Consider the following 21,700-nt stretch of genomic DNA (forward strand, 5'->3'; position numbering starts at 1 on the left):
CGGCGGTTTGCCTGCTGATGGGATTACCGTACGTCCGGGGTACGACGTTCTGACGCCAATTATTCGGCGATTCTTGTTGCCATCGGGTGAACACCGGATGACGGCTCAGGAGCCGTAGCGGCGCTGCCGGCCCGCGTAGTCGCGGAGGGCCCGGAGGAAGTCCACCTTCCGGAAGGCCGGCCACAGGGCTTCGCAGAAGTAGAACTCGCTGTACGCGCTTTGCCACATCAGGAATCCGGAGAGGCGCTGCTCCCCGGACGTCCGGATCACGAGGTCCGGATCGGGCTGGCCCCGGGTGTAGAGGAACCGCGAGATGTCATCGACGCTGAGGTCATCGGCCAGTTTTCCGATGTCCGCACCCCGCGCGACGGCGTCGTGCAGCAGTTCGCGGACGGCGTCGACGATTTCGCGCCGTCCCCCATAGCCGACGGCGACATTGACGTGGAGTCTCTCACGCGCCGGGGTGCGGGCCGTGAGCCGGTTGAGCCGGGCGGCGAGGTAGTCGGGCAGCAGCTCCGGGGCTCCCATCGCGTGGACCGAAATTTCGGCGTCCTCATCCAGCCGGTCCAGGGTGTTGGCGATGATGCCCATGAGCAGGTCGAGTTCCTCGCCCGATCGGTTCATGTTGTCCGTGGAGAGCATGTACAAAGTGACCACTTTGATGCCGAGTTCCTGGCACCAGCCGAGGAATTCGTGGATCTTGTCGGCGCCGGCCTGGTGCCCCTGGCTGGTCGGGGCGTTGAACTGCCGGGCCCAGCGCCGGTTGCCGTCGACCATGACGCCGATGTGCCTGGGGATGCGCTCCGGGTCCAGGGACCGCTGCAGCTTGCGCTCGTAGAAGCCATAGAGGAACCCGGGCATTTCCATCCGGAGATTCACCTGGCTTCCTTGAAGTACGACTGCAGTGCACATCCTAGGCTACCCGCCGGAGCGCAGACCACGGCGCAGGATCGTCGCGATGTTGCCCATAGAAACGCACTACCCGCGGGTAACTTACTGGACCGTAGTTTATTATTGCCGCATGGAAAGCAACAGTCCCGAGCCGCGGCAGGAGCAGCCCGCGGACCGCAAATCCGGCCCGATGGACGACGCCGCGGTCCGGCTGGCCGAACTCCTGATGATCAAGCCCAAATGGCGCGGCTGGATCCACACCGTGACGGCTCCGCTGGCGCTGGCCGCCGGGCTGGTGCTGGTGATTCTTGCCCCCACGCCGGACCTGAAGATCGCCTCCGCCATCTACGCCTTCACCGGGGTCCTGCTGTTCGGGATCAGCGCCATCTACCACCGGGGCAACTGGTCCCCGGGCGTCAAGATCGTGCTGAAGCGGCTGGACCATACGAACATCATGCTGGTGATCGCCGGGAGCTACACGCCGCTGGCCTGGGCCCTCCTGGACCGGCCCAAAGCCGAAGTGCTGCTGTGGGTGATCTGGACCGGGGCCATCCTCGGGGTGCTGTTCCGCCTGCTGTGGACCCACGCCCCGCGCTGGCTCTACGTGCCGATCTACATCGCCCTGGGCTGCGGCGCGCTGTTCTACCTGCCGGATTTCTTCGCCGCCAATGTTGCCTCCGCCGTGCTGATCTGTGTTGGCGGCGCCCTCTATATCACCGGCGCCGTCTTCTACGCGCTGAAGAAGCCGAACTTCAGCTACGAACACTTCGGCTTCCACGAGCTGTTCCACGCCCTCACCGTTTTTGCCTTCGCTGCCCACTACATCGCGATCGCCCTCGCCGTCCTGAGCTGACGCCCCCGACGGCGGCGTGCCCGGGATTGTGTCGCGGCGGCTGCTGCGTCAGGGGCGTCCGGCGTCGATGAGGCCCAAGTGCTCTTCGACCGCGGCGGTGAAGTCGGCCTCGCTCCTGCCCACGAAGCGCCCCACGATCTCTTCCCGTTCCAGCTCCCAGCCGAGGTCGGCGAGGACCAGCTGGTCCACCCGGACGGCGATCACTTCGGAGTCGACCAGCACGCCGCCGCAGTCGAAAACCACAAGTTCGAAACCGGCGCGACGAGTCATTCCGCCATCCTAGCCAGCTGCTCCCGCACCTCGCCGGGAGTGCCGACGGGAAGCCCGCAGACCATCCCGCGGCACAGGTAGACCAGGGGTCCCCCGTCGGGGGCCGCGCCGCGGCCGCGAAGCAGCGGCACACCGCCGCCGTCGCCCTCCGGCCCCGCGCCGGGGGCACGCGAGTCGTCCTGCAGGGCGACCACCAGCCCGGGGCTGGGAGAGCGCAGCAGCTCGCGGTGCAGTGCCGCCCGCTCCGGCGTGTCCGGGCCGGCGACGGCGGCCTCCACCGGGCCGGCGAGCGCGGCCTGCGCCGTCGCGAGCAGCCACCCTGCCGCCCGCGGCGCGCGGGTGGCCAGCGGCGGCAGCACCGAAAGGATGTTGCCGGCGAGGGCACGGTGTTCAGCGGAACCGGAGAGCGCCGAGCAGGACAGCAGTGCGCCGGCGAACGCGGCGGCTCCGCTGGGCGTGGCATTGTCGAAGAGCTCCAGCGGCGCGCGCCCGCCCTGGGCGTTGGACACCTGTTCCGACTCCCCCGCCGTGTCCGTGAGCGCGCCGTCCGTCGTGAACCGCGCGCAGGCGGCCGCCAGGATGTCCTCCGCCAGCCGGTACCAGCGGGTCCGGCCCGAGACCGCGTAGAGCGCGATCAGCCCCTCAACAGCAAAAGCGTAGTCCTCCAGCAACCCGCCGATCCCCCAGGCCAGGCCGTCGTGGGAGACCCGGATCAGCGCGCCGGCCTCGCCCGCGGCGCCCGGCCGCCAGTGCACGCGGTCCAGGTAGGCCGCGATGTGCCCGGCTGCCGCCACCAGCAGGGGCTGCCCCAGCACCGCCCCGGCTTCGGCCAGCGCGGCGACGGCCAGCCCGTTCCAGCCGGCCACGACTTTGTCGTCACGGGCGGGCTGGGGCCGGCGGAGACGTTCGGCCAGCAGCACCGGCCGGACCCGCCGCCACAGGTCCGCTTCGGCGGTACTGAGTGCCCGGACGGGGTGCAGCGGCGAGCCGTCCGCGGAGACGGTGCCGCGGGATCGGACGTTCATGAGCCGCGCGACGGCGGCGCCGTCACCGGGGCCCAGGACGGTTGCCAGAGCTGCCGGGGTCCAGAGGTAGCTGGCGCCCTCGGAGTGGACGCCGGCCACGACCGTGTCGGCGTCGAGCGAGGAGGCCAGGGCTTCGGGAAGCCCACCGGCGGTCCCGGGCAGCGCGTCATGGCCGGCGTCGTCCGTGCCGAGCCCCAGCGAGGCGAGCAGCCAGCCGGCGGTGCGGCGGGCGACGTCGGCCGCTTCCGCTGCCGGATAGTCGGCCGTGCCGCCCAGCCTGACCCAGTGGACGTAGACACGCAGCAGCTGGGCGTTGTCGTAGAGCATCTTTTCGAAGTGCGGCACGGACCAGTCCCGCGTCACCGAATAGCGGGAGAAGCCGCCGTCGAGCTGGTCGAACAGTGCCGAACGCGACATCGCGGCGAGCGTCCGGGCCGCCAGATCGCGGGCCTGGTCCGGGGTCCCCGGGCCGGCGGCACCCGCGGCCCCGGCGGCACCCGAGGTCCCCGCGGCCCCCGAGGTCCCGGCGGCGGCGTGCCGGATCAGGAATTCCAGCACCGCCGAGGGCGGGAACTTCGGTGCATCGCCGAAACCGCCGCCGGACGGGTCTTCGGAGTCCGCCAGCGCGCGCACGGCCTCCCCGGGCAGCGACGGATCGACCGGCGCGGGCACACCGTCCAGCCTTACGGCGGCGCCCAGCTGCGACGCGGCGAGGCCGCGGGCCAGCGCCTCGGCGTTCTGTTCCACGGCGTCCCGGCGCTCCCGCCACGCCTCCACCACGGCCTCAAGCACCTGGCGAAAGGAGGGCCTGCCCGGCAGCGGCCGGGGCGGAAAGTAGGTGCCGGCATGGAACGCCCGGCCGTCCGGGAGCAGGAAGACGGACATGGGCCAGCCGCCCTGGCCGCTGATCGCCTGGGTCGCGGCCAGGTAGACGGCGTCCACATCGGGTCGCTCTTCACGGTCCACCTTCACGGCGACGAAGTTGGCGTTCAGGAAGTCAGCGGTGTCCTGGTCCTCGAAGGATTCCCGGGCCATAACGTGGCACCAGTGGCAGGCCGCGTAGCCGACCGAGAGGAAGACCGGCACATCGCGGGCGGCGGCGAAGGCAAAGGCCTCGTCCCCGAAGGGCCGCCAGTGCACGGGGTTGCTGGCGTGCTGCCGGAGGTAGGCAGAGGGCTCTCCGCCCAAGGCGTTGGCGGCCTCGGGGAAGCGCGGGGGCGTGCCGCCGTCAGCGGTTTCCCGGCCCGGCATCGCCATTTACTTCCGGACGGTTGCCGGCTTCCGGACGGCTGCCGGGCCGGCCGGACGGATCCTGGACCCCAGGGGCCGCCGTTCCGGCCCCGGCGGCCAGCGGAGCGTCCCCGGCAGCCTGTGCGGCGCGTTCCTCCTCCACCTGGGCGCGGTAGCGGACGCGGCGGATGCGCCGGACCATGTCGACAATCAGCAGGGCCGTCAGCACCACGATAAAGGCGGTCAGGAGGAAGCCCAGCAGGCCGGGCGTCACCTGGTCCTGGGACAGTCCCGGGCGCAGCGACGGCGTAGGGGTGGGCGCCGGAGTTGTTGCCAGGGCGATGAGCGAGGAATACACGGTGGGGACCTTCTATGGGGGCTGAATGGCAACCCGACGCCACTGCTGGCGGCGGGGCCGGAACGGTTTCCACGACGACTTCTACGCGTCATAGAAAAGGCCTGATGGGTCTATCTTAGTCCGGCGAAGAAGTCCTTTTCAGGCAACTCTGCTGGGACCCGGGACTGGATCAGCGAGTAGTCCTCCCACGGCCAGACGCGGCGCTGCATCGCCGGCGAGACGGCAAAGAAGAACCCTTCCGGGTCGACCTGGGTGCGGTGGGAACGCAGCGCATCGTCGCGTGCTTCAAAGAAGTCGCCGCACTCGATCTGGGTCGTGGTGGGGTGCGTCGGCGCGGGCGGGGTGTGGCCCTCGGCGTCGGCTTCCAGCCACGCCGCGAGCCGTTCGGCATAGGGCGACTGGAGGCCGGATTCCTCCAGCGCGATATGCAGGGCGCGGAACCGTTCGGGGCTGAAAGCACGGTCGTAGTACAGCTTGCCTGGCGCCCAGGCATCCCCCGTTCCCGGGTATCGGGCCGGATCCCCGGCGGCTTCGAAGGCCTCGACGGCGACCCGGTGCGCCATGATGTGGTCCGGGTGCGGATAGCCCCCGTTCTCGTCGTAGCTCAGGATTACCTGCGGCTTAAACCGGCGTACCAGCCGGACCAGCGGGGCGGCCGCCCGTTCCAGCGGCAGCGTGGCGAAGGAGCCGGCCGGCAGCGGCGGCAGCGGATCGCCTTCCGGCAGCCCCGAATCGACGAAGCCAAGCCACCGCTGGCGGACGCCCAGGACCTTGGCGGCGTGCTCCATCTCCAGCCGGCGCGCGCCGGCCATGTCGCGTTTGGGGTGCGGCTCGCCCGCCATCGCCGGGTTCTGGATGTCACCGCGGGAACCGTCGGTGCAGGTGGCCACCAGGACATCGATGCCGGCCGCGGCGTACATCGCCATCGTGGCGGCGCCCTTGCTGGATTCGTCGTCGGGATGAGCATGGACAGCCAACAGTCGAAGCGGTGCTGACGGGCTGGTGGACGCTGTCATCGTGGGACGGCTCCTCTTTGTCTATTGGTGTGCTGTTAGGGACGTGCTTCTGCGGGTGGCCCGGACGAGCGGACATTTCCCCGCCGGATCCACACTAAACTGGACTGGTGACTTCCCAGGATCAGCCTGCCGCGACTGCGCCGGCATCTCCCAGCCTAGCCAATCGCTACGGCGGCCAAAAGCGAACACTCACCGGCAAGGCCAAACGGAACATCCTGATCCTGGCCCTGGTGGCCGGGATGGCCTTTATGGCCTGGATCTCGACGTCGAATGCCACGGCCACGGTCACCTACAAGGACATCGGCTACAGCACGCCGGACGCCACCCTCACCGAGGTCGATTTCGAGGTCACCAAGGAACCCGGGACCGCCGCCAAATGCGCTGTCAAGGCGTTGGACGCCAAGTTCGCCGTGGTGGGCTGGAAGGTTGTGGACATCCCCCCGAACGCCGCCGATGCCGGCTCCGACGGCGGACGCACCACTGCCCAGCGGGCGACGTTGCACACAGAATCCCAGGCCGTGTCCGGCATCATCGACAGCTGCTGGATTCCCGACGCCGCCAAGTAGGCCCCTCGGGCCGCCGCCGCACATCCCTCCGGGCTGTGCGGCAGCGGCCACGGTAACACGGTGTGATCCACATCCCAGCGTTCTTTGGTTTATCCACAGGATTGACTACAATGGATCAATACCTTTCCCCCGCTGAGCTGGTTACTGAGTCCCATAAGTGGCCACCGTGGCGGGGTCTTTGTTTGTTTGACCATGAAGGAGAAGTCCGTGTCTACCACCAACAGCGCAACTGCAGCTTGGCTCACCCAGGAAGCTTTTGACCGCCTGAAGGCAGAGCTGGACCACCTCTCCGGCCCCGGCCGGGCGGAAATCGTCCAGAAGATCGAGGCCGCGCGCCAGGAAGGCGACCTCAAGGAAAACGGCGGCTACCACGCGGCCAAGGAGGAGCAGGGCAAGATCGAGGCCCGCATCCGCCAGCTCACCGCGCTGCTCCGGGACGCCCACGTGGGCGAATCCCCGGCCGACGACGGAATCGTCGAGCCCGGCATGATCGTCGTTGCCAAGATCGCCGGGGACGAGGAAAGCTTCCTGCTCGGCTCACGGGAAATTGCCGGAGACTCCGAGCTCGACGTCTTCAGCGAGAAGTCCCCCCTCGGCGCAGCCATCGTCGGCCACAAGCAGGGCGACCAGCTCAGCTACACCGCCCCGAACGGCAAGGTCATCACGGTGGAGATCATCTCCGCCAAGCCGTACGTCGGCTAATACGGTACAGACACCGCTGCAGCCCTGCGACGGACGACGCCGGCCCTCCCCTAGCGGGAGGGCCGGCGTCGTTGTTTGTTGCCGGTGCGGGGCGAAGGCCTGTGTCCGGACTGGTGCTGCCCGGGGCGGTGGTGCGTGGGCGCTAGTGCCCGGCGCGCAGCGTTCCCGCCCGCGGGGCGCTCAGGAGCAGGGCGGCCAGCACCCCGCCGACCGCCCCGCCCAGGTGCGCCTGCCAGGAAACGAAGCTCGCCACGGTGGGCAGGATCCCGAACAGGACCCCGCCGTAGGCCAGGAACAGCACCACGGAAAGCAGGATCTGCCACCAGTTGCGGTTGAAGAAGCCCCGCACCAGCAGGAACGCGAAGAGCCCGAAGACCAGGCCGGAGGCCCCGACCGTGATGTTGAAGCCGCCGATCAGCCACACCACCACCCCGGAGGCCAGCCAGCTCAAGGAGAGGGTTGTGAAGAACACCCGCAGCCCGGAGAGCAGCACCAGGAAGCCGAAAACAATCAGCGGCAGCGTGTTGGAGAACAGGTGCGCCAGGTTGGCGTGCAGCAGCGGGAACGTCAGGATGTCCAGGATCCCGTCGAGGTTGCGCGGGCGCAGGCCAAAGGTGCGGTTCAGCGAATGGAGCATCAGGGTGTTGATGATCTCGATGATGTAGAGCACCAGCACGAACAGTCCCACCACCAGCAGCCCCGTGCGGGCGCGGCCCGCTGCGGTGTCTCCGGTGCGTGGGGTGCCGTTCCGGGCGGGCTCCAGCGTCATGGCGCCTAGTGCACCACGATCGGCTGGAAGCCTTCGGCCCGGAGCGCCGCGAGGACCTGCTCGCAGTGCTCGTGGCCCTTCGTCTCCAGGTTCACGGTGATGGACACATCGCCCATGCTGATCGAGCCGCCCACCCGGGTGTGGTCCAGGCCGGTCACGTTGGCATCGTTCTCGGCGATGATCCGGGCGATCGTTGCCAGCGAGCCGGGCCGGTCGTCCAGCATCATCCGTACGGTCATGTAGCGGCCCGCGGCGGAGAGGCCGCGCTGGATGACCTTGAGCATCAGCATCGGGTCGATGTTGCCGCCCGAGAGCACCACGGCCACGGTGCCGGGGTTCTCGATCTTGCCTTCCATCAGCGCCGCGACGCCCACCGCGCCGGCGGGCTCGACGACCATCTTGGCGCGTTCCAGCAGGAAAATGAGCGCCCGGGCCAGGGCGTCCTCGCTGACAGTGACGACGTCGTCGACGAGTTCCCGGATGATGCTGAAGGGCAGCTGGCCGGGCCGGCCGACGGCAATGCCGTCGGCCATGGTGGAGACCCGCTTGAGCGGCACAAGGGCGTCCGCGGCAAGCGAGGGCGGGTAGGCGGCCGCGTTTTCGGCCTGGACACCGATGATCCGGATCTCCCGGCCCAGTTCCTTGGCCCGGGCCTTCACGGCCACGGCGACGCCGGCGAGGAGCCCGCCGCCGCCCACACCCATCAGGATGGTGTCGACGTCGGGGATCTGTTCGAGGATTTCGAGTCCGACGGTGCCCTGGCCGGCGACGACGTCGACGTCGTCGAAGGGGTGGACGAAAACAGCGCCGAACTCATCCGCGTAGCGCTTCGCTTCCGCGAGGGCCTCGTCGACATTGTGGCCGTGCAGGACCACCTCTGCCCCGTGGCTGCGGGTGGCGGCGAGTTTGGGCAAGGCGACACCCAGCGGCATGTAGATCCGGGCCTTGATGCCCAGGCTTTTGGCCGCGACGGCCACACCCTGGGCGTGGTTGCCGGCCGAGGCCGCCACGACGCCGCGCTTCTTTTCCGCCGGGGAGAGCTTGGCCATCCGGACGTAGGCGCCCCGGACCTTGAAGGATCCGGCCCGCTGCAGGTTCTCGCACTTGAGGAAGACCTCGCCGCCGACCATGCTGCCGAGGGCGCGGGAGGATTCAACCGGCGTCCGCGTAATAATCCCGTCGAGCAGCTTCTGCGCCTCCAGGACATCGTCCAGCGTGACGGGCAGGCTCTCAAGGGTGTTCACGAACTAGTCTCCTTCTTCGGATCTGTCTTTTGCTCGGTCTTCGGCTCAGGGGGTGGATCCGGGGGCAGGGATGCCCTGCTGGCCCGCGGGTGCCGGCGCACTTTCATGTTCCCACGTTCTGCCGGCAATGTAGCGAATCGACGAGTTTGCTACGGCGAGGATGGGGACCGAGAACAGTGCTCCGGGAATTCCGGCGAGGTAGGAACCGGCGGCCACGGCCAGGATGACGGCCACCGGGTGCAGCTTGACCGCCTTGCCCATGATCAGCGGCTGAAGGATGTGACTTTCCAGTTGCTGGACCAGCAGCACCACCCCCAGCATGATCAGGGCATTTACCCACCCGTTGGCGACCAGGGCCAGCAGCACCGCGACGGCGCCGGTCACCAGGGCGCCGACGATCGGGATGAACGATCCGAGGAACACCAGTACCCCCAGCGGAAGCGCCAGCGGCACACCGAGGATCGCCGCCCCCACCCCGATACCGACCGCGTCCACGAAGGCGACGAGCATCTGGACCCGGACGTAGCTCACCATGGAGGACCAACCCACCCGGCCGGCCCCGTCCGCCGCGGCGCGGGCCTTCCGGGGCAGCAGCCGCACCAGGAAGGACCAGATGCGATCGCCTTCCAGCAGGAAGAAGATCAGGATGAACAGCGCCAGGATCATCCCGGCCGCGAAGTGCCCGGCGGTGCTCCCGAAGGACAGCGCGCCGCTGAGAATGCTGCTGCTGTTGTTCTGCAGCGCTGCGGTTCCCTCTTTCAGGTACTGGTCGATCTGGGCAGCGGTGAGGTGCAGGGGGCCGTCCGCGAGCCAGACCTGGATTTTCTGGACTCCGGTCAGAGCCTCGCTCCAGAGCTCGGCGAAGCCGGACACGAGCTGCCGGCCCACGAGAGCCAGGGCCCCGCCAACCAGGCCGATGAAGCCCACGACGGTCATGGCGACGGCGAGCCCGTTGGGGACGCGGTTCCTGAGCCAGTTCTTCACAGGTGACAGCAGCCCGGCCAGCAGCGCGGCGACCATCACGGGAATCAGCAGGAAGCTGACCCTGCTGAGCAGCCACACGAGCGCGGCGGCCATGAGAATGATCAGTCCGAGGCGCCAGGACCAGGATGCGGCGATCCGCACGCCGTACGGGATGTCCTGGTCGATTTCGCGGTCCGTGACAACGCGCACATGCGCAGAGTCACTGGCAGAGCCACTGTCGGGGGCACTGGCAGGGCCGCGGTCCGAGATGCTGTCAGAGACGCCGTCGGAGAAGCTGTCGGCGGCGCTGGCTGCGTCGGGGCGGATTCGCGGGGCGGAATTGTCAGCTGGCGTCATAGCCCCATGATTCCCCAGCGCCGCCCGGATGGGAAACCCGGCCGCCGCTCAGTGCTCCAGGGCCGCGCTGATCCCCCACGTCATGGCGAACCGCTCCCCCGGGGGCAGCCAGCGCAGTCCATCGCCGCTGTTGAAGGCGTTGGCCGGACCGGTCATCGGCTCGATCGCCACCGCCTTGGTGCGGCCGGGGAACTCGGTGGTGACGAAAACGTGGACGTAGCCGCAGCTCGCGTCCTGCCAGAGGCTCACACTCCGGCCGTCCGCCGCACTCAGCGTGTGGCGGGCGATGCCGTCGTCGAACTCCAGGTCCGTGTAGGCGGAATCGAGTTCCAGTTCAGCGACCAGCCGGCCGGCGCGGAGGTCGAAGTCCCCGCCCACCGGTTCCTTGCTGCGCGGGATCAGGCGCCCGTCCGTCACGAGCCTGGTGCCGGCGTGGACGGTGACGGTCAGCTCCTCGCTGGGCAGCTCCCCCAGCCGCAGGTAGGGGTGGGCGCCGAGGACGAACGGGGCAGGTTCCTGGGAGTCGTTGATCAGCAGCTGCCGTACCACCAGGCCCAGGTCCCCGGCCAGTTCGTAGCGCACGCGGTGGCGCAGCAGGAAGGGGTAGCCGTGCTGCGGGAACACGGGCGCTTCGAGGGTGACCGAGAATTCCGATTCGTCGACAAGGTCATAGGAGGCGTTGCGCAGCAGCCCGTGGCTGGCATTGTTGCGGGACACTTCGGTGATGTCCAGCTGCTGCTTCTTGCCGTTGAGGTACCAGACGCCGTCCTCCACCCGGTTCGCCCATGGCGCCAGCGTGATGCCGGCGGCGCCCGGTGAGATCTCCGCGTCCCCGTAGCTTTCCGTCAGCTGCGTTCCGCCGCGGCTGTACAGCCTCAGCCCGGCGGCGAGTTCGGTGACGACCGCGAGCGCGTCGCCGCGCCGCAGCTCGTACTGCCGGCCGGAGGCATAGCGCCGGGCGGAGGCGTCCGCTCCGGGGGCATCGGGGCCGTCGCTGGGGCTGTCGCGGTGTGGGGACTCCGGGGAAACGGGGGGCAGCAGGTTCATGGTCACCACCGTACCCAGCCGCACGCCGCGGCGTATACCGTGGAGCCATGATCAGCATTTCCAGGACCGAAACCGGCGGCCCGGCGTGAGCCTCCCCCTCGACGCCCGGCAGCTGGCGGCCCGGTTCGCTTCCGTCTTCGGCTCGGCTCCGGACGGCGTCTGGCAGGCGCCCGGCCGGGTCAACCTGATCGGGGAGCATACCGACTACAACGAGGGCTTTGTGCTGCCGTTTGCGATCGACCGGTCGGCCCGCGTGGCGGTCCGCCTGCGGCCGGACGCCGGCATCCGGCTGTTGTCCACCTTCGGGAACCAGGGATTGACGACGGCGGATGCCGGCTCCCTGGCCCGCGGAACAGCGCGGGGGTGGACCAAGTATCCGCTGGGTGTGCTGTGGGCGCTTCAGCAGTGCGGGCTTCCGGTGCGCGGCCTGGACTTGCTGCTGGACTCCGACGTGCCCCGCGGCGCCGGGCTGTCCTCTTCCCACGCGATCGAGTGCGCCGTTATTTCAGCGTTCAACGAGCTCAGCGGGGCGGGGCTGGACGTGCAGGACATGGTCCTGGCCACGCAGCGCGCGGAAAATGACTTCGTCGGCGCCCCCACCGGGATCATGGACCAGTCCGCGTCCCTGCGCGGCGCGGCGGGACATGCCCTCTTCCTCGACTGCCGGGACCAGAGCGTGCGGCTGGTGCCGTTCGACGCCGAAGGTGCGGGCCTGGTGCTGCTCGTGATTGACACGAAGGTGTCGCATTCCCACGCGGACGGCGGCTACGCCTCCCGGCGTGCCGCCTGCGAACTGGGCTCCGAGGTCCTCGGTGTGAAGGCCCTGCGCGACGTCGGGCTGGAGGATCTGGAAGAGGCCAGCGGCCTGCTGGACCCGGTGACGTTCCGCCGCGTGCGGCACGTCGTGACGGAAAATGAGCGGGTCCTCCGGACGGTCGGGCGCCTGGAGAGCACCGGGCCGGCCGCGATCGGCCCGCTGCTGGATGCCTCCCATGCCTCGATGCGGGACGACTTCGAGATCTCCTGCCCCGAGCTGGACCTCGCCGTGGAGGCCGCCCGCTCCGCGGGGGCGCTGGGTGCCCGGATGACCGGGGGCGGCTTCGGCGGTTCCGCGATCGCCCTCACCCCGGCGTCGGCCGAGCAGGCGGTGCGCGCCGCCGTCGAGCATGCCTTCGCGGCGGCCGGGTACGCGGCGCCGGAGATCTTCAGTGTCCGCCCCGCGGCAGGGGCGATGCGCCTGGCTTAGGCCGGGCCAACAGACGAGGAGCCCCGCCTTTCGGCGGGGCTCCTCGTGGTCAGGCTTCAGCTACCGGCTGCAGGCGGTGCTGTTAGTCGTCACCGCGGAGGATGGCCAGCAGCCGGATGATCTCGACGTACAGCCACACCAGCGTCACGGTGAGGCCGAAGGCCGCGGTCCAGGAGAAACGCTGCGGGGCTCCGCTGCGGACACCGGCTTCAATGCTGGTGAAGTCCATGACGAGGGAGAAGGCAGCGAGGCCGATCGCGAGCAGGCCGATGAAGACGCCCAGCGGGATGCCGAAGATCTCCACGCTCGTGCGCAGGCCGAAGGGGGAATCGACGGCGCCGGTCCACATCATCACCATGTTGATCAGCGCGAAGACGGCGTAGCCGATGGTGGCGATCATAAAGAAGCGCATCGCCTTCGGCGTTGCCCGGACCTTGCCGTTCTTGAACAGCACCAGGGTCACCGCGAACACGGAGAGCGTGCCGATCACCGCCTGGAGGCCAACGCCCGGGAACATGCCGTCGAGGATCCGCGTCAGGCCGCCGAGGAAGAGTCCCTCGAGGCCCGCATAGGCGAGGATCAGCGCCGCTGAGGGCTGCTTCTTGAAGGTGTTGACGAGGGCCAGGACGAAGCCGCCCAGGGCGCCGATGATCATCAGCAGGTTGGCGAGGCCGGGTGCCACCAGGAGGGTGACGGCCGCACCGGCGACGACGGCGCCAAGGCAGGCCGCGGTCTTCATGATGACGTCGTCATAGGTCATGCGTCCCGTGTCGGCGGGTCCGGCGGCGGGCCGGTTGTACATGTCCTGGAGCTGGTCCTGGGTCATGCCCTGCTGGGCCGGGTTCCAGCCGGCCTGGGTCTGGCCGTACTGGCCATACTGGGACGACTGGCCATACGGGGCCTGGCCGTAGCTGTTCTGGCCGTAGGGGGCCTGTCCGAAAGCCTGCGGGGCAGGCGGTGCCTGGGTTGCTCCACGGAAGTTCTTTCCGTTGAAGACTGGGTTTCCGCCAAGTGCCATTGCGGGTGTCCTCCAAATAAAGGGGGTAGGTGATGATCGGGTGGTGTACGTACCTGTTGCTACACGCTACCAATTGCAACAGCCGACGGTCAGCGTTAGTTCCCCGGCCCTGCCTGCCGCAACCCAACCGTGACCTCCCCGCCATGTTTCCGGGCCGGGCGCCGCACTGCGCATCCCGACTGTTTAGGCATACTCAGGATCAACAAAAGTTTTCTTTAGAGCGGGTAATGCACCATGCCGCCCGGGCTTCACTGTTGTTACCCGATCGCGACGTTCTGCCTGCTCGCGACGGCATTCATTGCCCCGAACGGGCTGTAACATGGGCCAAACAGGGTGACGGATATCACAGCTCAACAGCTCCACCGCATCGCACGGGGCACATCCCCGTCACCCTGACCGTTCGCAGTGGTTGCAAGGGCGCAACCCACACCACCCCATGTGGAGGTTTTCATTTTGAGAAGCACACCGAGAGGCCTGTCGCACAGACGGCGCGGCAGACTGCTGAAAGCTGTGGGGGCTGTATTTGCCGCCGTAGCCGCGCTTTTGCTGATCGTCGCGCCGGCATCGCAGGCCACGAGCCCCGCACCGACACCATCCCCGTCGGCAACCACATACCAGAACAGCATCAGCGGCTTCCTGCGCGGCGACGACCGCGCCCCGATCGTTGGCGTCACCCTCACGGCCACGAGCGGCGACTTCACCGGAACCGCCAAGTCCGGCGCCAACGGCGCCTGGACCATCGGGGTACCCACCCAGGGGACCTACGAGGTCAAACTGGATGAATCCACCCTGCCGCAGGGCATCAAACTCGCCGACGGCCAGGAAAACCCCCGCAAGGTCACCTTCAGCCAGACCTCCAACCTCTCGGTGATCTTCGCCTTCGGCAAAGGCATCGTCATCCAGCAGCAGGACTTCGGCCAGAACCTGATCAACCGGCTCGTGGCGGGACTGAGCTTCGGCCTCCTGCTCGCCCTCGCCGCCGTTGGCCTGTCACTGATCTTCGGGACCACCGGCCTGACCAACTTCGCCCACGGTGAGATGGTCACCCTCGGCGCCGTCCTGGTCTTTGCCTTCAATGCCATGAACCTTCCGTTCTGGCTGTCCATCATCCTCGCGCTGCTGGGCGGCGGCCTGTTCGGCTACGTCCAGGACGCCGGGCTGTGGAAACCGCTCCGGCGCCGCGGGACCGGCCTGGTTCCGATGATGATCGTCAGCATCGGCCTCGCCCTGGCCGTGCGGTACGTCATCCAGTTCTTCTTCGGCGGAGCCACCCAGCAGCTCCCGTTCGCCCAGAGCGCGGAGATCCAGCTTGGCCCGGTCTCCATCTCCCCGAACAACCTCTGGTCCCTTGTGATCAGCGCCGTTGTCATCGCCCTGCTCGGCATCGTCCTGCTCAAGACCCGGCTCGGCAAAGCCACCCGCGCGGTCGCCGACAACCCGGCGCTGGCTGCGGCCTCGGGCATCGACGTCGACTCCGTCATCCGGATTGTCTGGGTGACCGGCGGCATGCTGGCCTCCCTCGGCGGCATCCTGTGGGCGTACTACCGGCCCGGCGTCACCTTCGATATGGGTTCGCAGATCCTGCTGCTCATCTTCGCCGGCGTCACCCTGGGCGGCCTCGGCACAGTATGGGGCGCCCTGATCGGATCCATCATTGTCGGTATCTTCGTGGAGCTGACCACCGTGTTCGGCCTCGCCGCCGACCTCAAATACGTGGGAGCACTGTTCATCATGATTATTGTCCTTCTGATCCGGCCCCAAGGCATCTTGGGCCGGCGCGAGCGCGTGGGTTAGGAGACAGCCATGGACTTCGGATTCATATTTTCCAGTGCTGCCGGTGAACTGTTCAGCCCGACGACGGCGGCGTACGCCCTCGCCACTCTCGGCCTTGCGGTTCACTTCGGCTATTCGGGCCTGCTCAACTTCGGCCAGGCCGGCTTTATGGCGGTGGGTGCCTATGGTTTCGCCATCTCCACCCTGACGTTTGGTGTTCCCTTCTTCGTCGGCCTGCTGATCGCCGTGGTCAGCTCGGCCATCTTCGCCTTGCTGCTCGGTATTCCCACCCTCCGGCTGCGGGCCGACTACCTCGCCATCGTCACGATCGCGGCGGCGGAAATCGTGCGCTACATCGTCACGACCAACCAGCTGACCGCCATCACTGGCTCCGCCAACGGCCTCGCCGCGTTCGAGGGCGACTTCTACGCCATGAACCCCTTCCCGCCGGGCACCTACCTGATGGGAATGAACAACCGGGACTTTTTCATCCGGGTGGTCGCCTGGGTGGTCGTGGCCCTGTGCTGCACCCTGGTCTGGCTCCTGATGCGCAGCCCCTGGGGTCGAGTCCTCAAGGGCATCCGCGAGGACGAAAACGCCGTCCGCTCCCTCGGCAAGAACGTCTACGCCTACAAGATGCAGGCCCTGATCATCGGCGGCGTCCTCGGCGCCCTCGCCGGCATGATCTTCACCCTGCCCCGCGGGGCGGTCCAGCCCGCGAACTACGGCACTGAACTGACCTTCTTCCTCTACACCTGCCTGCTCCTCGGCGGTCTGGGCACGGTGCTGGGGCCGGTCGTCGGCGCCATGATCTTCTGGGTCGTGCTGTCCCTCACCCAGGGCATCCTGTACGGCCTCATCGAATCCGGCACCATCACCTGGCTGAACACGGTCCAGGCCGGACAGCTGCGTTACATCCTCGTGGGTGTCGCGCTGATGCTGCTGATGATCTTCAGGCCCCAGGGAGTCCTCGGCAATAAAAAGGAGCTGGCGTTCGCATGAGCACGCAGAGCGAAGAAACTGGCATTAACTACATGACGGACACGCGTCCGATCGCCGCCGGGGAAATTGCGCCCGGCTGCAAGAAGCGCGACCCGATCGTGGTGGCTGAAAACGTCACCCGCAGCTTCGGCGGCATCAACGCCGTCGACGTCGAGTACCTCGAGATCCCGCGGCACAAGATCACGGCGCTGATCGGCCCCAACGGCGCCGGCAAGACCACCCTGTTCAACCTGCTCACTGGCTTCGACACACCCAACTCGGGCAAGTGGCAGTTCGAAGGCAACAGCCTGGCCGGGGTCTCCTCGTACAAGGTTGCCCGGATGGGCATGGTCCGCACCTTCCAGCTGACCAAGGTCATGGGCAAGCTCACGGTGATGGAAAACATGCGCCTCGGCGCCTCGAACCAGGCCGGCGAGCGGCTCTCCAAGGCCCTGTTCAAGGGCATCTGGGGCGGCCAGGAGAAGAAGATCACCGCGGACGCCAACGTGCTGCTGGAGAAGTTCAAGCTGGATGCCAAGAAGGACGACTACGCGGCGTCCCTCTCCGGCGGCCAGCGCAAGCTGCTGGAAATGGCCCGCTCCCTCATGGTGCGGCCCAAGCTGGTGATGCTCGACGAGCCGATGGCAGGCGTCAACCCCGCGCTGACCCAGTCGCTGCTGGACCACATCAAGAACCTCAAGGCCGAGGGCATGACCGTCCTGTTCGTCGAACACGACATGCACATGGTCCGGCACATCGCAGACTGGGTAGTGGTGATGGCCGAGGGCAAGATCGTGGCCGAAGGCCCGCCCGCCGAGGTCATGAAGAACCCGGCCGTGATCGACGCCTACCTGGGCGCCCACCACGACGTGGACCTCGGCGACGCGCAAGGCATCAAGGAGCTCGCCGCCGAACTGGTCGCCGATGAGGAGTCGATTGTCGGCACCGAGAACGCCGGCATCATCTCGCTCGACGTCGTCGCTGCGGAAACCGACAAGCCGACGGGCCCGGGCAGCACCGAACCGGCGCGCGGCAGGCGCAGCGCCGACGAGCCGACCCGCGGCGAGCAGCCGCACAGCACAGAGAAGGACACAGAATGAGCGCCACCAGTGCGGCACCCGCCGCCCAGCCCGTGCACGATGAGGATTCGGTCGTCAAGGTCACCGATCTGGTGGCGGGCTACATCCCCGGCGTCAACATCCTCAACGGCTGCAGCATTGAGGCCCGCAAGGGTGAACTGATCGGCATCATCGGCCCCAACGGCGCCGGCAAGTCCACACTGCTGAAGGCGATGTTCGGGCTGGTCAAGGTCCACTCCGGTTCCGTAGTGGTCCGGGGCCAGGACATCACCGGGCTCAAGGCCAACAAGCTGGTCAGCCGGGGCATCGGCTTTGTGCCACAGAACAACAATGTGTTCGCGGCGCTGACCATCGAAGAGAACCTCCAGATGGGCATGTTCCAGCGTCCCAAGGACTTCGCCAAGCGCTTCGACTTCGTCACGGGCCTGTTCCCGGAACTCGGCAAGCGGCGTGCCCAGCGCGCGGGCTCGCTCTCCGGCGGCGAACGCCAGATGGTTGCGATGGGACGGGCCCTGATGATGGACCCGGCCGTGCTGCTGCTCGACGAGCCCTCCGCAGGCCTCTCCCCCGTCAAACAGGACGAGACTTTCCTCCGGGTTCACGAGATCAACCGCGCCGGCGTCTCGGTCATCATGGTTGAGCAGAATGCCCGGCGCTGCCTGCAGATCTGTGACCGCGGCTATGTCCTGGACCAGGGCAAGGACGCGTACACCGGCACCGGCCGGGAGCTCATGAAGGACCCCAAGGTCATCCAGCTGTACCTGGGCACCCTGGCCGACACCGTCGAGTAGTCCCGGGCCGTTCCGGGCAGGTCCGCACGAACAGGAGGGCCGTCACCAGCCGGTGGCGGCCCTCCTGTGTGCCCCGTGGCCGGCGGGGCCTACTGCACGTCCTCGTCGACCCAGTCCATGGACTTGGTGACGGCCTTTTTCCAGAGACGGAGCTGGCGGAAACGCTCGGCCTCGTCCATTTTCGGTGTCCAGCGCTTGTCCTCGCCCCAGTTGGCGGTGAGCTCCCCGAGGTCCTGCCAGAAGCCGACAGCCAGGCCGGCCGCGTAGGCGGCACCGAGCGCCGTGGTTTCAACGATCCTGGGCCGGACCACGGCAACACCGAGAATGTCGGCCTGGAACTGCATGAGGGCGTCGTTGGCGACCATGCCGCCGTCGACCTTCAGCTCGGTCAGCGACACCCCGCTGTCGGCGTTGACGGCCTCCAGTACCTCGCGGGTCTGGAAGGCCGTCGCCTCCAGCGCCGCCCGGGCGATGTGCGCCCTGGTGACGAAGCGGGTCAGCCCGACCAGGGCGCCACGGGCATCCGGACGCCAGTACGGAGCGAAGAGCCCGGAGAACGCCGGAACGAAATAGGCGCCGCCGTTGTCCGGGACCGAGGCGGCCAGCGCCTCGACCTCCGGCGCGGAATCGATCAGGCCAAGGTTGTCCCGCAGCCACTGGATCAGCGATCCGGTGACGGCGATGGATCCTTCCAGGGCGTAGTGCGGCTTCGCATCGCCGAGCTTGTAGCCGAGTGTGGTCAGCAGGCCATTGCTGGAATGGACAATCTCCTCCCCGGTGTTGAAGATCAGGAAGCAGCCGGTGCCATAGGTGTTTTTGGCCTCGCCCTTGCCAAATGCTGCCTGCCCGAAGGTGGCGGCCTGCTGGTCGCCCAGGATGCCGGCAATGGGAACTCCGCGCAGCAGCTGGGACGGGTGGACAGTGCCGTAGACCTCGGAAGAGGATCTGATTTCGGGCATCATGGACCGGGGCACGTCGAAGGCCTCAAGGATGCTGCCGTCCCACTGCAGTGTTTGCAGGTCCATGAACATGGTCCGGGACGCGTTGGTGACGTCCGTGACGTGGAGGCCGCCGTCGGTGCTGCCTCCTGTCAGGTTCCAGATCACCCAGGAGTCGGTGGTGCCGAACAGCAGGTCCCCGGCCTCGGCCTTGCCCCGCGCACCCTCGACGTTGTCCAGAATCCATTTGATCTTGGTACCGGAGAAGTAGGTGGCCAGCGGCAGCCCGACCTGCTTCTTGAAACGGTCCACACCGCCGTACCTGGCCAGCTCGTCCACGATGTCCTGGGTGCGGGTGTCCTGCCAGACGATGGCGTTGTACACCGGGCGGCCCGTTGTCCTGTCCCAGACGACGGCAGTCTCACGCTGGTTGGTAATCCCCACGGCGGCGATGTCGTGGCTGGTGAGGTTTGCCCTGGACAGCGCTGAGCCGATGACTTCGCGGATGTTGTCCCAGATTTCCACCGGACTGTGCTCCACCCAGCCGGCCTGGGGAAAAATCTGTTCGTGTTCCTTCTGGCCGCTGGAGACAATGTTGCCGCTGCGGTCAAAAACAATGGCTCGGCTGCTGGTGGTGCCCTGGTCGATTGCTATTACGTACTGCTTCATCATGACGTCCTTGTCGTAGGTGATGCCGGGGGCAGAGCTGTGGTGCGGAGCTGGGTGCCTCACCGTGCTGTGGGTCAGGAAATTTGGCTTTGTACCGGAAGCCCGTGGAAACGCTGCAGCACGTCGTGTGCGTGTGTGATTTCCTGGGCCGTCCGGTCCGTGTCCCAGCCGAGCGGTCCCGCAAGGGCCTGGGCCAGTTCGGTGACGAGTTCGGCGGTGACCAGGCCGCGGAAGGCCAGCGAGGTGCGCCGGATGAGGACGTCGATCACGTGGCCGATCTGCTCGTGCCGGACCATGAACTCGACTTCGCGCCGGCTCAGCTCGCGGGTCGAGTCCAGGACACGGTCCTCGCCGGCGGTGAGGTAGGCGATGACCTCGGTTGCCCGGGTCCCGTAGCGGGCCAGGAGTCCCTCGACCCGGGCCTCGTCCAGATCACCGGAGACATGCCGCGCGATCCATGCCTGTTCGTCGGCCCGTGTGGCCGGGAAGTCAGCTCCGCCGCCGACCGGAAGCTTGGCGGTGGATACTGTCCGGTTGTGGCCGAGGATGGCCAGGACATCGTCGGTCATATGCTCGGACAGCGCCCGGAAGGTGGTCCATTTGCCGCCTACAAGGCTCAGGACCGGGACGTTGCTGCCGGAGATGGCCCGCTCGCTGCGTTCGATGCGGTAGTCGCGGGAGACGAACCCGGGGTTCTCGGCATCGTCACGCGGGAGCGGGCGGACGCCGGCGAAGCTGTACACGATGCTCTCGCGGGTGATCGTGATGTCAGGAAAGACGTGTTTGATCAGGTCGAAAAAGTAGCTGATCTCCTCGTCAGTGCAGACGGCGTCCGCCGCCATGTCCGCCCGGGTGTCTGTGGTGCCGACCAGGACACGGTCCCCCATGGGGTAAATCAGGACGATCCGTCCGTCCGTGTGCTCAAAGAAGATTTCGCTGCCGTTGCAGGCCTCGAGCAAGGCGGGATGGTCCAGCACAATGTGGGATCCCTTGGTCCCGCCCATAAAGAGGGATGGCGAGCCCAGCGCCGCATTGGTCAGGTCGACCCAGGCCCCGGTCGTGTTCACGATCACGTCGGCGGTGAAGGAGAACGTTTCCCCGGTGAGTTCGTCGCGGAGCTGGACGCCGTCGTCGCCGATGCCCGTGACGCCGACGTAATTGGCCGCGCGGGCTGTGTCCTTGCCGGCGGCGGCCCTTTGTCCGTCCTGGAGGACATCCAGGGTGAGCCGCTCCGGGTTGTGCACCGACGCGTCGAAGTAGGTGGCCGTGTACTTCACGCCGGGGTTGAGGTCGGGGAGTTCCTGCAGCGCCCGGGCTCGTCCCTTGAACTCATGCCGCGGGACACTGCCGCCGTCGCGGGAGAAGGAGTCATACAGGCTCAGCCCGATCTTGATCAGGAAGGCCCCCCGCTCCTTGGGTGTGCCCTGCTGTTTGTGGGTCAGGAACCGCAGCGGGGCGGCCAGTACGCCGGAGAACGTGCTGAAGATCGGAATGGTGGTTTTCAGCGGTTTCACATAGTGCGGGGCGAGCCTGAGGAGCCGGTTGCGCTCGGTGACCGATTCCTTGACGAGGCGGAATTCGCCGTTTTCCAGGTAGCGGATCCCGCCGTGGATCATGTGGGACGAGGCGCCGCTGGCGCCCTGGCAGTAGTCCCCGCGTTCCACCAGGGCAACGTCCACGCCCTGCAGCGCCAGGTCCCGGAACGTGCCAACCCCGTTGATGCCCCCGCCAATGATCAGCACCTTCGCCCGGGGGCGTTCGCGCAGACCGTCAACGCTCGTGCGGGCCTGGGCCGGACTGCGGTCACCGGTGGATTCGTGCTTGCTCAAAGTTGCTCCCTTGCAGCTTCTTCTTTGCGCCCTGCGGCGCCTTCCCTTTCATTCTTCGAACAGGGCGGGAATATGTTCAAGCGTT

At 67.6% G+C, this 21,700-nt stretch carries 20 protein-coding genes; 8 read left to right on the top strand and 12 right to left on the bottom strand.

Going from position 1 to position 21,700, the window contains the following annotated elements:
* Positions 1–105 precede the first annotated feature (105 nt).
* Positions 106–867 carry an isoprenyl transferase gene (locus tag AC1MFL_RS04155; protein WP_479815301.1) on the bottom strand — a complete coding sequence of 254 codons (762 nt, stop codon included), beginning with the start codon at positions 865–867 and terminating at the stop codon, positions 106–108.
* Between the two features lie 214 nt (positions 868–1,081).
* On the opposite strand from AC1MFL_RS04155, the gene trhA reads away from it, so the two are divergent.
* On the top strand, positions 1,082–1,744 hold the full coding sequence (trhA, locus tag AC1MFL_RS04160) for a PAQR family membrane homeostasis protein TrhA (protein WP_479815303.1): 663 nt from the start codon (positions 1,082–1,084) through the stop codon (positions 1,742–1,744).
* Between the two features lie 48 nt (positions 1,745–1,792).
* Here trhA and AC1MFL_RS04165 read toward each other — a convergent pair whose 3' ends face one another.
* The 4 genes from AC1MFL_RS04165 to mca all read right to left on the bottom strand — a co-directional run bounded on the left by AC1MFL_RS04165 (position 1,793) and on the right by mca (position 5,643).
* Entirely contained in the window at positions 1,793–2,014 is a 222-nt protein-coding gene (locus AC1MFL_RS04165) for a hypothetical protein (protein ID WP_479813599.1), read from the bottom strand.
* The gene (locus tag AC1MFL_RS04170) at positions 2,011–4,290 is read right to left on the bottom strand and encodes a thioredoxin domain-containing protein (protein WP_479813600.1); all 2,280 of its coding nucleotides are present in this window, start codon (positions 4,288–4,290) and stop codon (positions 2,011–2,013) included. The genes AC1MFL_RS04165 and AC1MFL_RS04170 overlap by 4 nt, the downstream gene beginning before the upstream one ends.
* The gene (locus AC1MFL_RS04175) at positions 4,268–4,627 is read right to left on the bottom strand and encodes a hypothetical protein (protein ID WP_479813601.1); all 360 of its coding nucleotides are present in this window, start codon (positions 4,625–4,627) and stop codon (positions 4,268–4,270) included. The genes AC1MFL_RS04170 and AC1MFL_RS04175 overlap by 23 nt, the downstream gene beginning before the upstream one ends.
* Before the next feature lie 110 nt (positions 4,628–4,737).
* Complete coding sequence (gene mca / locus AC1MFL_RS04180; RefSeq protein WP_479813602.1) at positions 4,738–5,643, bottom strand: mycothiol conjugate amidase Mca; 906 nt, start codon at positions 5,641–5,643, stop codon at positions 4,738–4,740.
* A gap of 107 nt (positions 5,644–5,750) precedes the next feature.
* On the opposite strand from mca, the gene AC1MFL_RS04185 reads away from it, so the two are divergent.
* Positions 5,751–6,209, top strand: a complete 459-nt coding sequence (locus tag AC1MFL_RS04185; RefSeq protein WP_479813603.1) for a DUF4307 domain-containing protein — start codon at positions 5,751–5,753, stop codon at positions 6,207–6,209.
* A 207-nt stretch (positions 6,210–6,416) separates the two neighbouring features.
* The gene (gene greA / locus AC1MFL_RS04190) at positions 6,417–6,911 is read left to right on the top strand and encodes a transcription elongation factor GreA (RefSeq protein WP_301228816.1); all 495 of its coding nucleotides are present in this window, start codon (positions 6,417–6,419) and stop codon (positions 6,909–6,911) included.
* 142 nt (positions 6,912–7,053) lie between these two features.
* Here greA and AC1MFL_RS04195 read toward each other — a convergent pair whose 3' ends face one another.
* From AC1MFL_RS04195 to AC1MFL_RS04210, 4 genes are read right to left on the bottom strand one after another with little or no spacing between them, the layout of a single operon-like run.
* Positions 7,054–7,680 carry a rhomboid family intramembrane serine protease gene (locus AC1MFL_RS04195; protein WP_479813604.1) on the bottom strand — a complete coding sequence of 209 codons (627 nt, stop codon included), beginning with the start codon at positions 7,678–7,680 and terminating at the stop codon, positions 7,054–7,056.
* Positions 7,681–7,685: 5 nt separating this feature from the next.
* A complete protein-coding gene (ilvA, locus tag AC1MFL_RS04200) occupies positions 7,686–8,924 on the bottom strand; it encodes a threonine ammonia-lyase (protein WP_479813605.1) in 1,239 nt (412 codons plus the stop codon).
* Between the two features lie 45 nt (positions 8,925–8,969).
* Positions 8,970–10,244, bottom strand: coding sequence for an AI-2E family transporter (locus AC1MFL_RS04205; protein WP_479813606.1), 1,275 nt, complete (start codon positions 10,242–10,244; stop codon positions 8,970–8,972).
* Positions 10,245–10,292: 48 nt separating this feature from the next.
* Complete coding sequence (locus tag AC1MFL_RS04210) at positions 10,293–11,291, bottom strand: aldose 1-epimerase family protein (RefSeq protein WP_479813607.1); 999 nt, start codon at positions 11,289–11,291, stop codon at positions 10,293–10,295.
* An 85-nt stretch (positions 11,292–11,376) separates the two neighbouring features.
* Here AC1MFL_RS04210 and galK point away from each other — a divergent pair, with 85 nt between their 5' ends.
* Positions 11,377–12,537 carry a galactokinase gene (galK, locus tag AC1MFL_RS04215; RefSeq protein WP_479813608.1) on the top strand — a complete coding sequence of 387 codons (1,161 nt, stop codon included), beginning with the start codon at positions 11,377–11,379 and terminating at the stop codon, positions 12,535–12,537.
* An 82-nt stretch (positions 12,538–12,619) separates the two neighbouring features.
* On the opposite strand, the gene AC1MFL_RS04220 is transcribed toward galK, so the two are convergent.
* Positions 12,620–13,555, bottom strand: a complete 936-nt coding sequence (locus AC1MFL_RS04220; RefSeq protein WP_479813609.1) for a Bax inhibitor-1/YccA family membrane protein — start codon at positions 13,553–13,555, stop codon at positions 12,620–12,622.
* Positions 13,556–14,065: 510 nt separating this feature from the next.
* On the opposite strand from AC1MFL_RS04220, the gene AC1MFL_RS04225 reads away from it, so the two are divergent.
* From AC1MFL_RS04225 to AC1MFL_RS04240, 4 genes are read left to right on the top strand one after another with little or no spacing between them, the layout of a single operon-like run.
* On the top strand, positions 14,066–15,349 hold the full coding sequence (locus AC1MFL_RS04225; RefSeq protein ID WP_479813610.1) for a branched-chain amino acid ABC transporter permease: 1,284 nt from the start codon (positions 14,066–14,068) through the stop codon (positions 15,347–15,349).
* Between the two features lie 9 nt (positions 15,350–15,358).
* Positions 15,359–16,330, top strand: coding sequence for a branched-chain amino acid ABC transporter permease (locus AC1MFL_RS04230; protein ID WP_479813611.1), 972 nt, complete (start codon positions 15,359–15,361; stop codon positions 16,328–16,330).
* Entirely contained in the window at positions 16,327–17,409 is a 1,083-nt protein-coding gene (locus AC1MFL_RS04235; protein WP_479813612.1) for an ABC transporter ATP-binding protein, read from the top strand. Before AC1MFL_RS04230 ends, AC1MFL_RS04235 begins: the two co-directional genes overlap by 4 nt.
* Positions 17,406–18,179, top strand: coding sequence for an ABC transporter ATP-binding protein (locus AC1MFL_RS04240; protein ID WP_479813613.1), 774 nt, complete (start codon positions 17,406–17,408; stop codon positions 18,177–18,179). Before AC1MFL_RS04235 ends, AC1MFL_RS04240 begins: the two co-directional genes overlap by 4 nt.
* Positions 18,180–18,268: 89 nt before the next feature.
* Here the strand turns inward: AC1MFL_RS04240 and glpK are convergent, their stop codons facing one another.
* Both glpK and AC1MFL_RS04250 read right to left on the bottom strand, forming a co-directional pair.
* A complete protein-coding gene (gene glpK / locus AC1MFL_RS04245) occupies positions 18,269–19,786 on the bottom strand; it encodes a glycerol kinase GlpK (protein ID WP_479815305.1) in 1,518 nt (505 codons plus the stop codon).
* Between the two features lie 74 nt (positions 19,787–19,860).
* Positions 19,861–21,615, bottom strand: coding sequence for a glycerol-3-phosphate dehydrogenase/oxidase (locus AC1MFL_RS04250; RefSeq protein ID WP_479813614.1), 1,755 nt, complete (start codon positions 21,613–21,615; stop codon positions 19,861–19,863).
* Between the last annotated feature and the right edge of the window lie 85 nt (positions 21,616–21,700).

This window comes from Arthrobacter sp. BG3 (assembly GCF_056680185.1).

What these genes read in the sequence shown, in the direction of transcription:
- AC1MFL_RS04155 (WP_479815301.1), bottom strand. Translation starts at nt 867, where the DNA reads ATGGAAATGCCCGGGTTCCTCTATGGCTTCTACGAGCGCAAGCTGCAG.
- trhA (WP_479815303.1), top strand. Translation starts at nt 1,082, where the DNA reads ATGGACGACGCCGCGGTCCGGCTGGCCGAACTCCTGATGATCAAGCCC.
- AC1MFL_RS04165 (WP_479813599.1), bottom strand. Translation starts at nt 2,014, where the DNA reads ATGACTCGTCGCGCCGGTTTCGAACTTGTGGTTTTCGACTGCGGCGGC.
- AC1MFL_RS04170 (WP_479813600.1), bottom strand. Translation starts at nt 4,290, where the DNA reads ATGCCGGGCCGGGAAACCGCTGACGGCGGCACGCCCCCGCGCTTCCCC.
- mca (WP_479813602.1), bottom strand. Translation starts at nt 5,643, where the DNA reads ATGACAGCGTCCACCAGCCCGTCAGCACCGCTTCGACTGTTGGCTGTC.
- AC1MFL_RS04195 (WP_479813604.1), bottom strand. Translation starts at nt 7,680, where the DNA reads ATGACGCTGGAGCCCGCCCGGAACGGCACCCCACGCACCGGAGACACC.
- AC1MFL_RS04205 (WP_479813606.1), bottom strand. Translation starts at nt 10,244, where the DNA reads ATGACGCCAGCTGACAATTCCGCCCCGCGAATCCGCCCCGACGCAGCC.
- AC1MFL_RS04210 (WP_479813607.1), bottom strand. Translation starts at nt 11,291, where the DNA reads ATGAACCTGCTGCCCCCCGTTTCCCCGGAGTCCCCACACCGCGACAGC.
- AC1MFL_RS04220 (WP_479813609.1), bottom strand. Translation starts at nt 13,555, where the DNA reads ATGGCACTTGGCGGAAACCCAGTCTTCAACGGAAAGAACTTCCGTGGA.
- AC1MFL_RS04230 (WP_479813611.1), top strand. Translation starts at nt 15,359, where the DNA reads ATGGACTTCGGATTCATATTTTCCAGTGCTGCCGGTGAACTGTTCAGC.
- AC1MFL_RS04235 (WP_479813612.1), top strand. Translation starts at nt 16,327, where the DNA reads ATGAGCACGCAGAGCGAAGAAACTGGCATTAACTACATGACGGACACG.
- AC1MFL_RS04240 (WP_479813613.1), top strand. Translation starts at nt 17,406, where the DNA reads ATGAGCGCCACCAGTGCGGCACCCGCCGCCCAGCCCGTGCACGATGAG.
- glpK (WP_479815305.1), bottom strand. Translation starts at nt 19,786, where the DNA reads ATGAAGCAGTACGTAATAGCAATCGACCAGGGCACCACCAGCAGCCGA.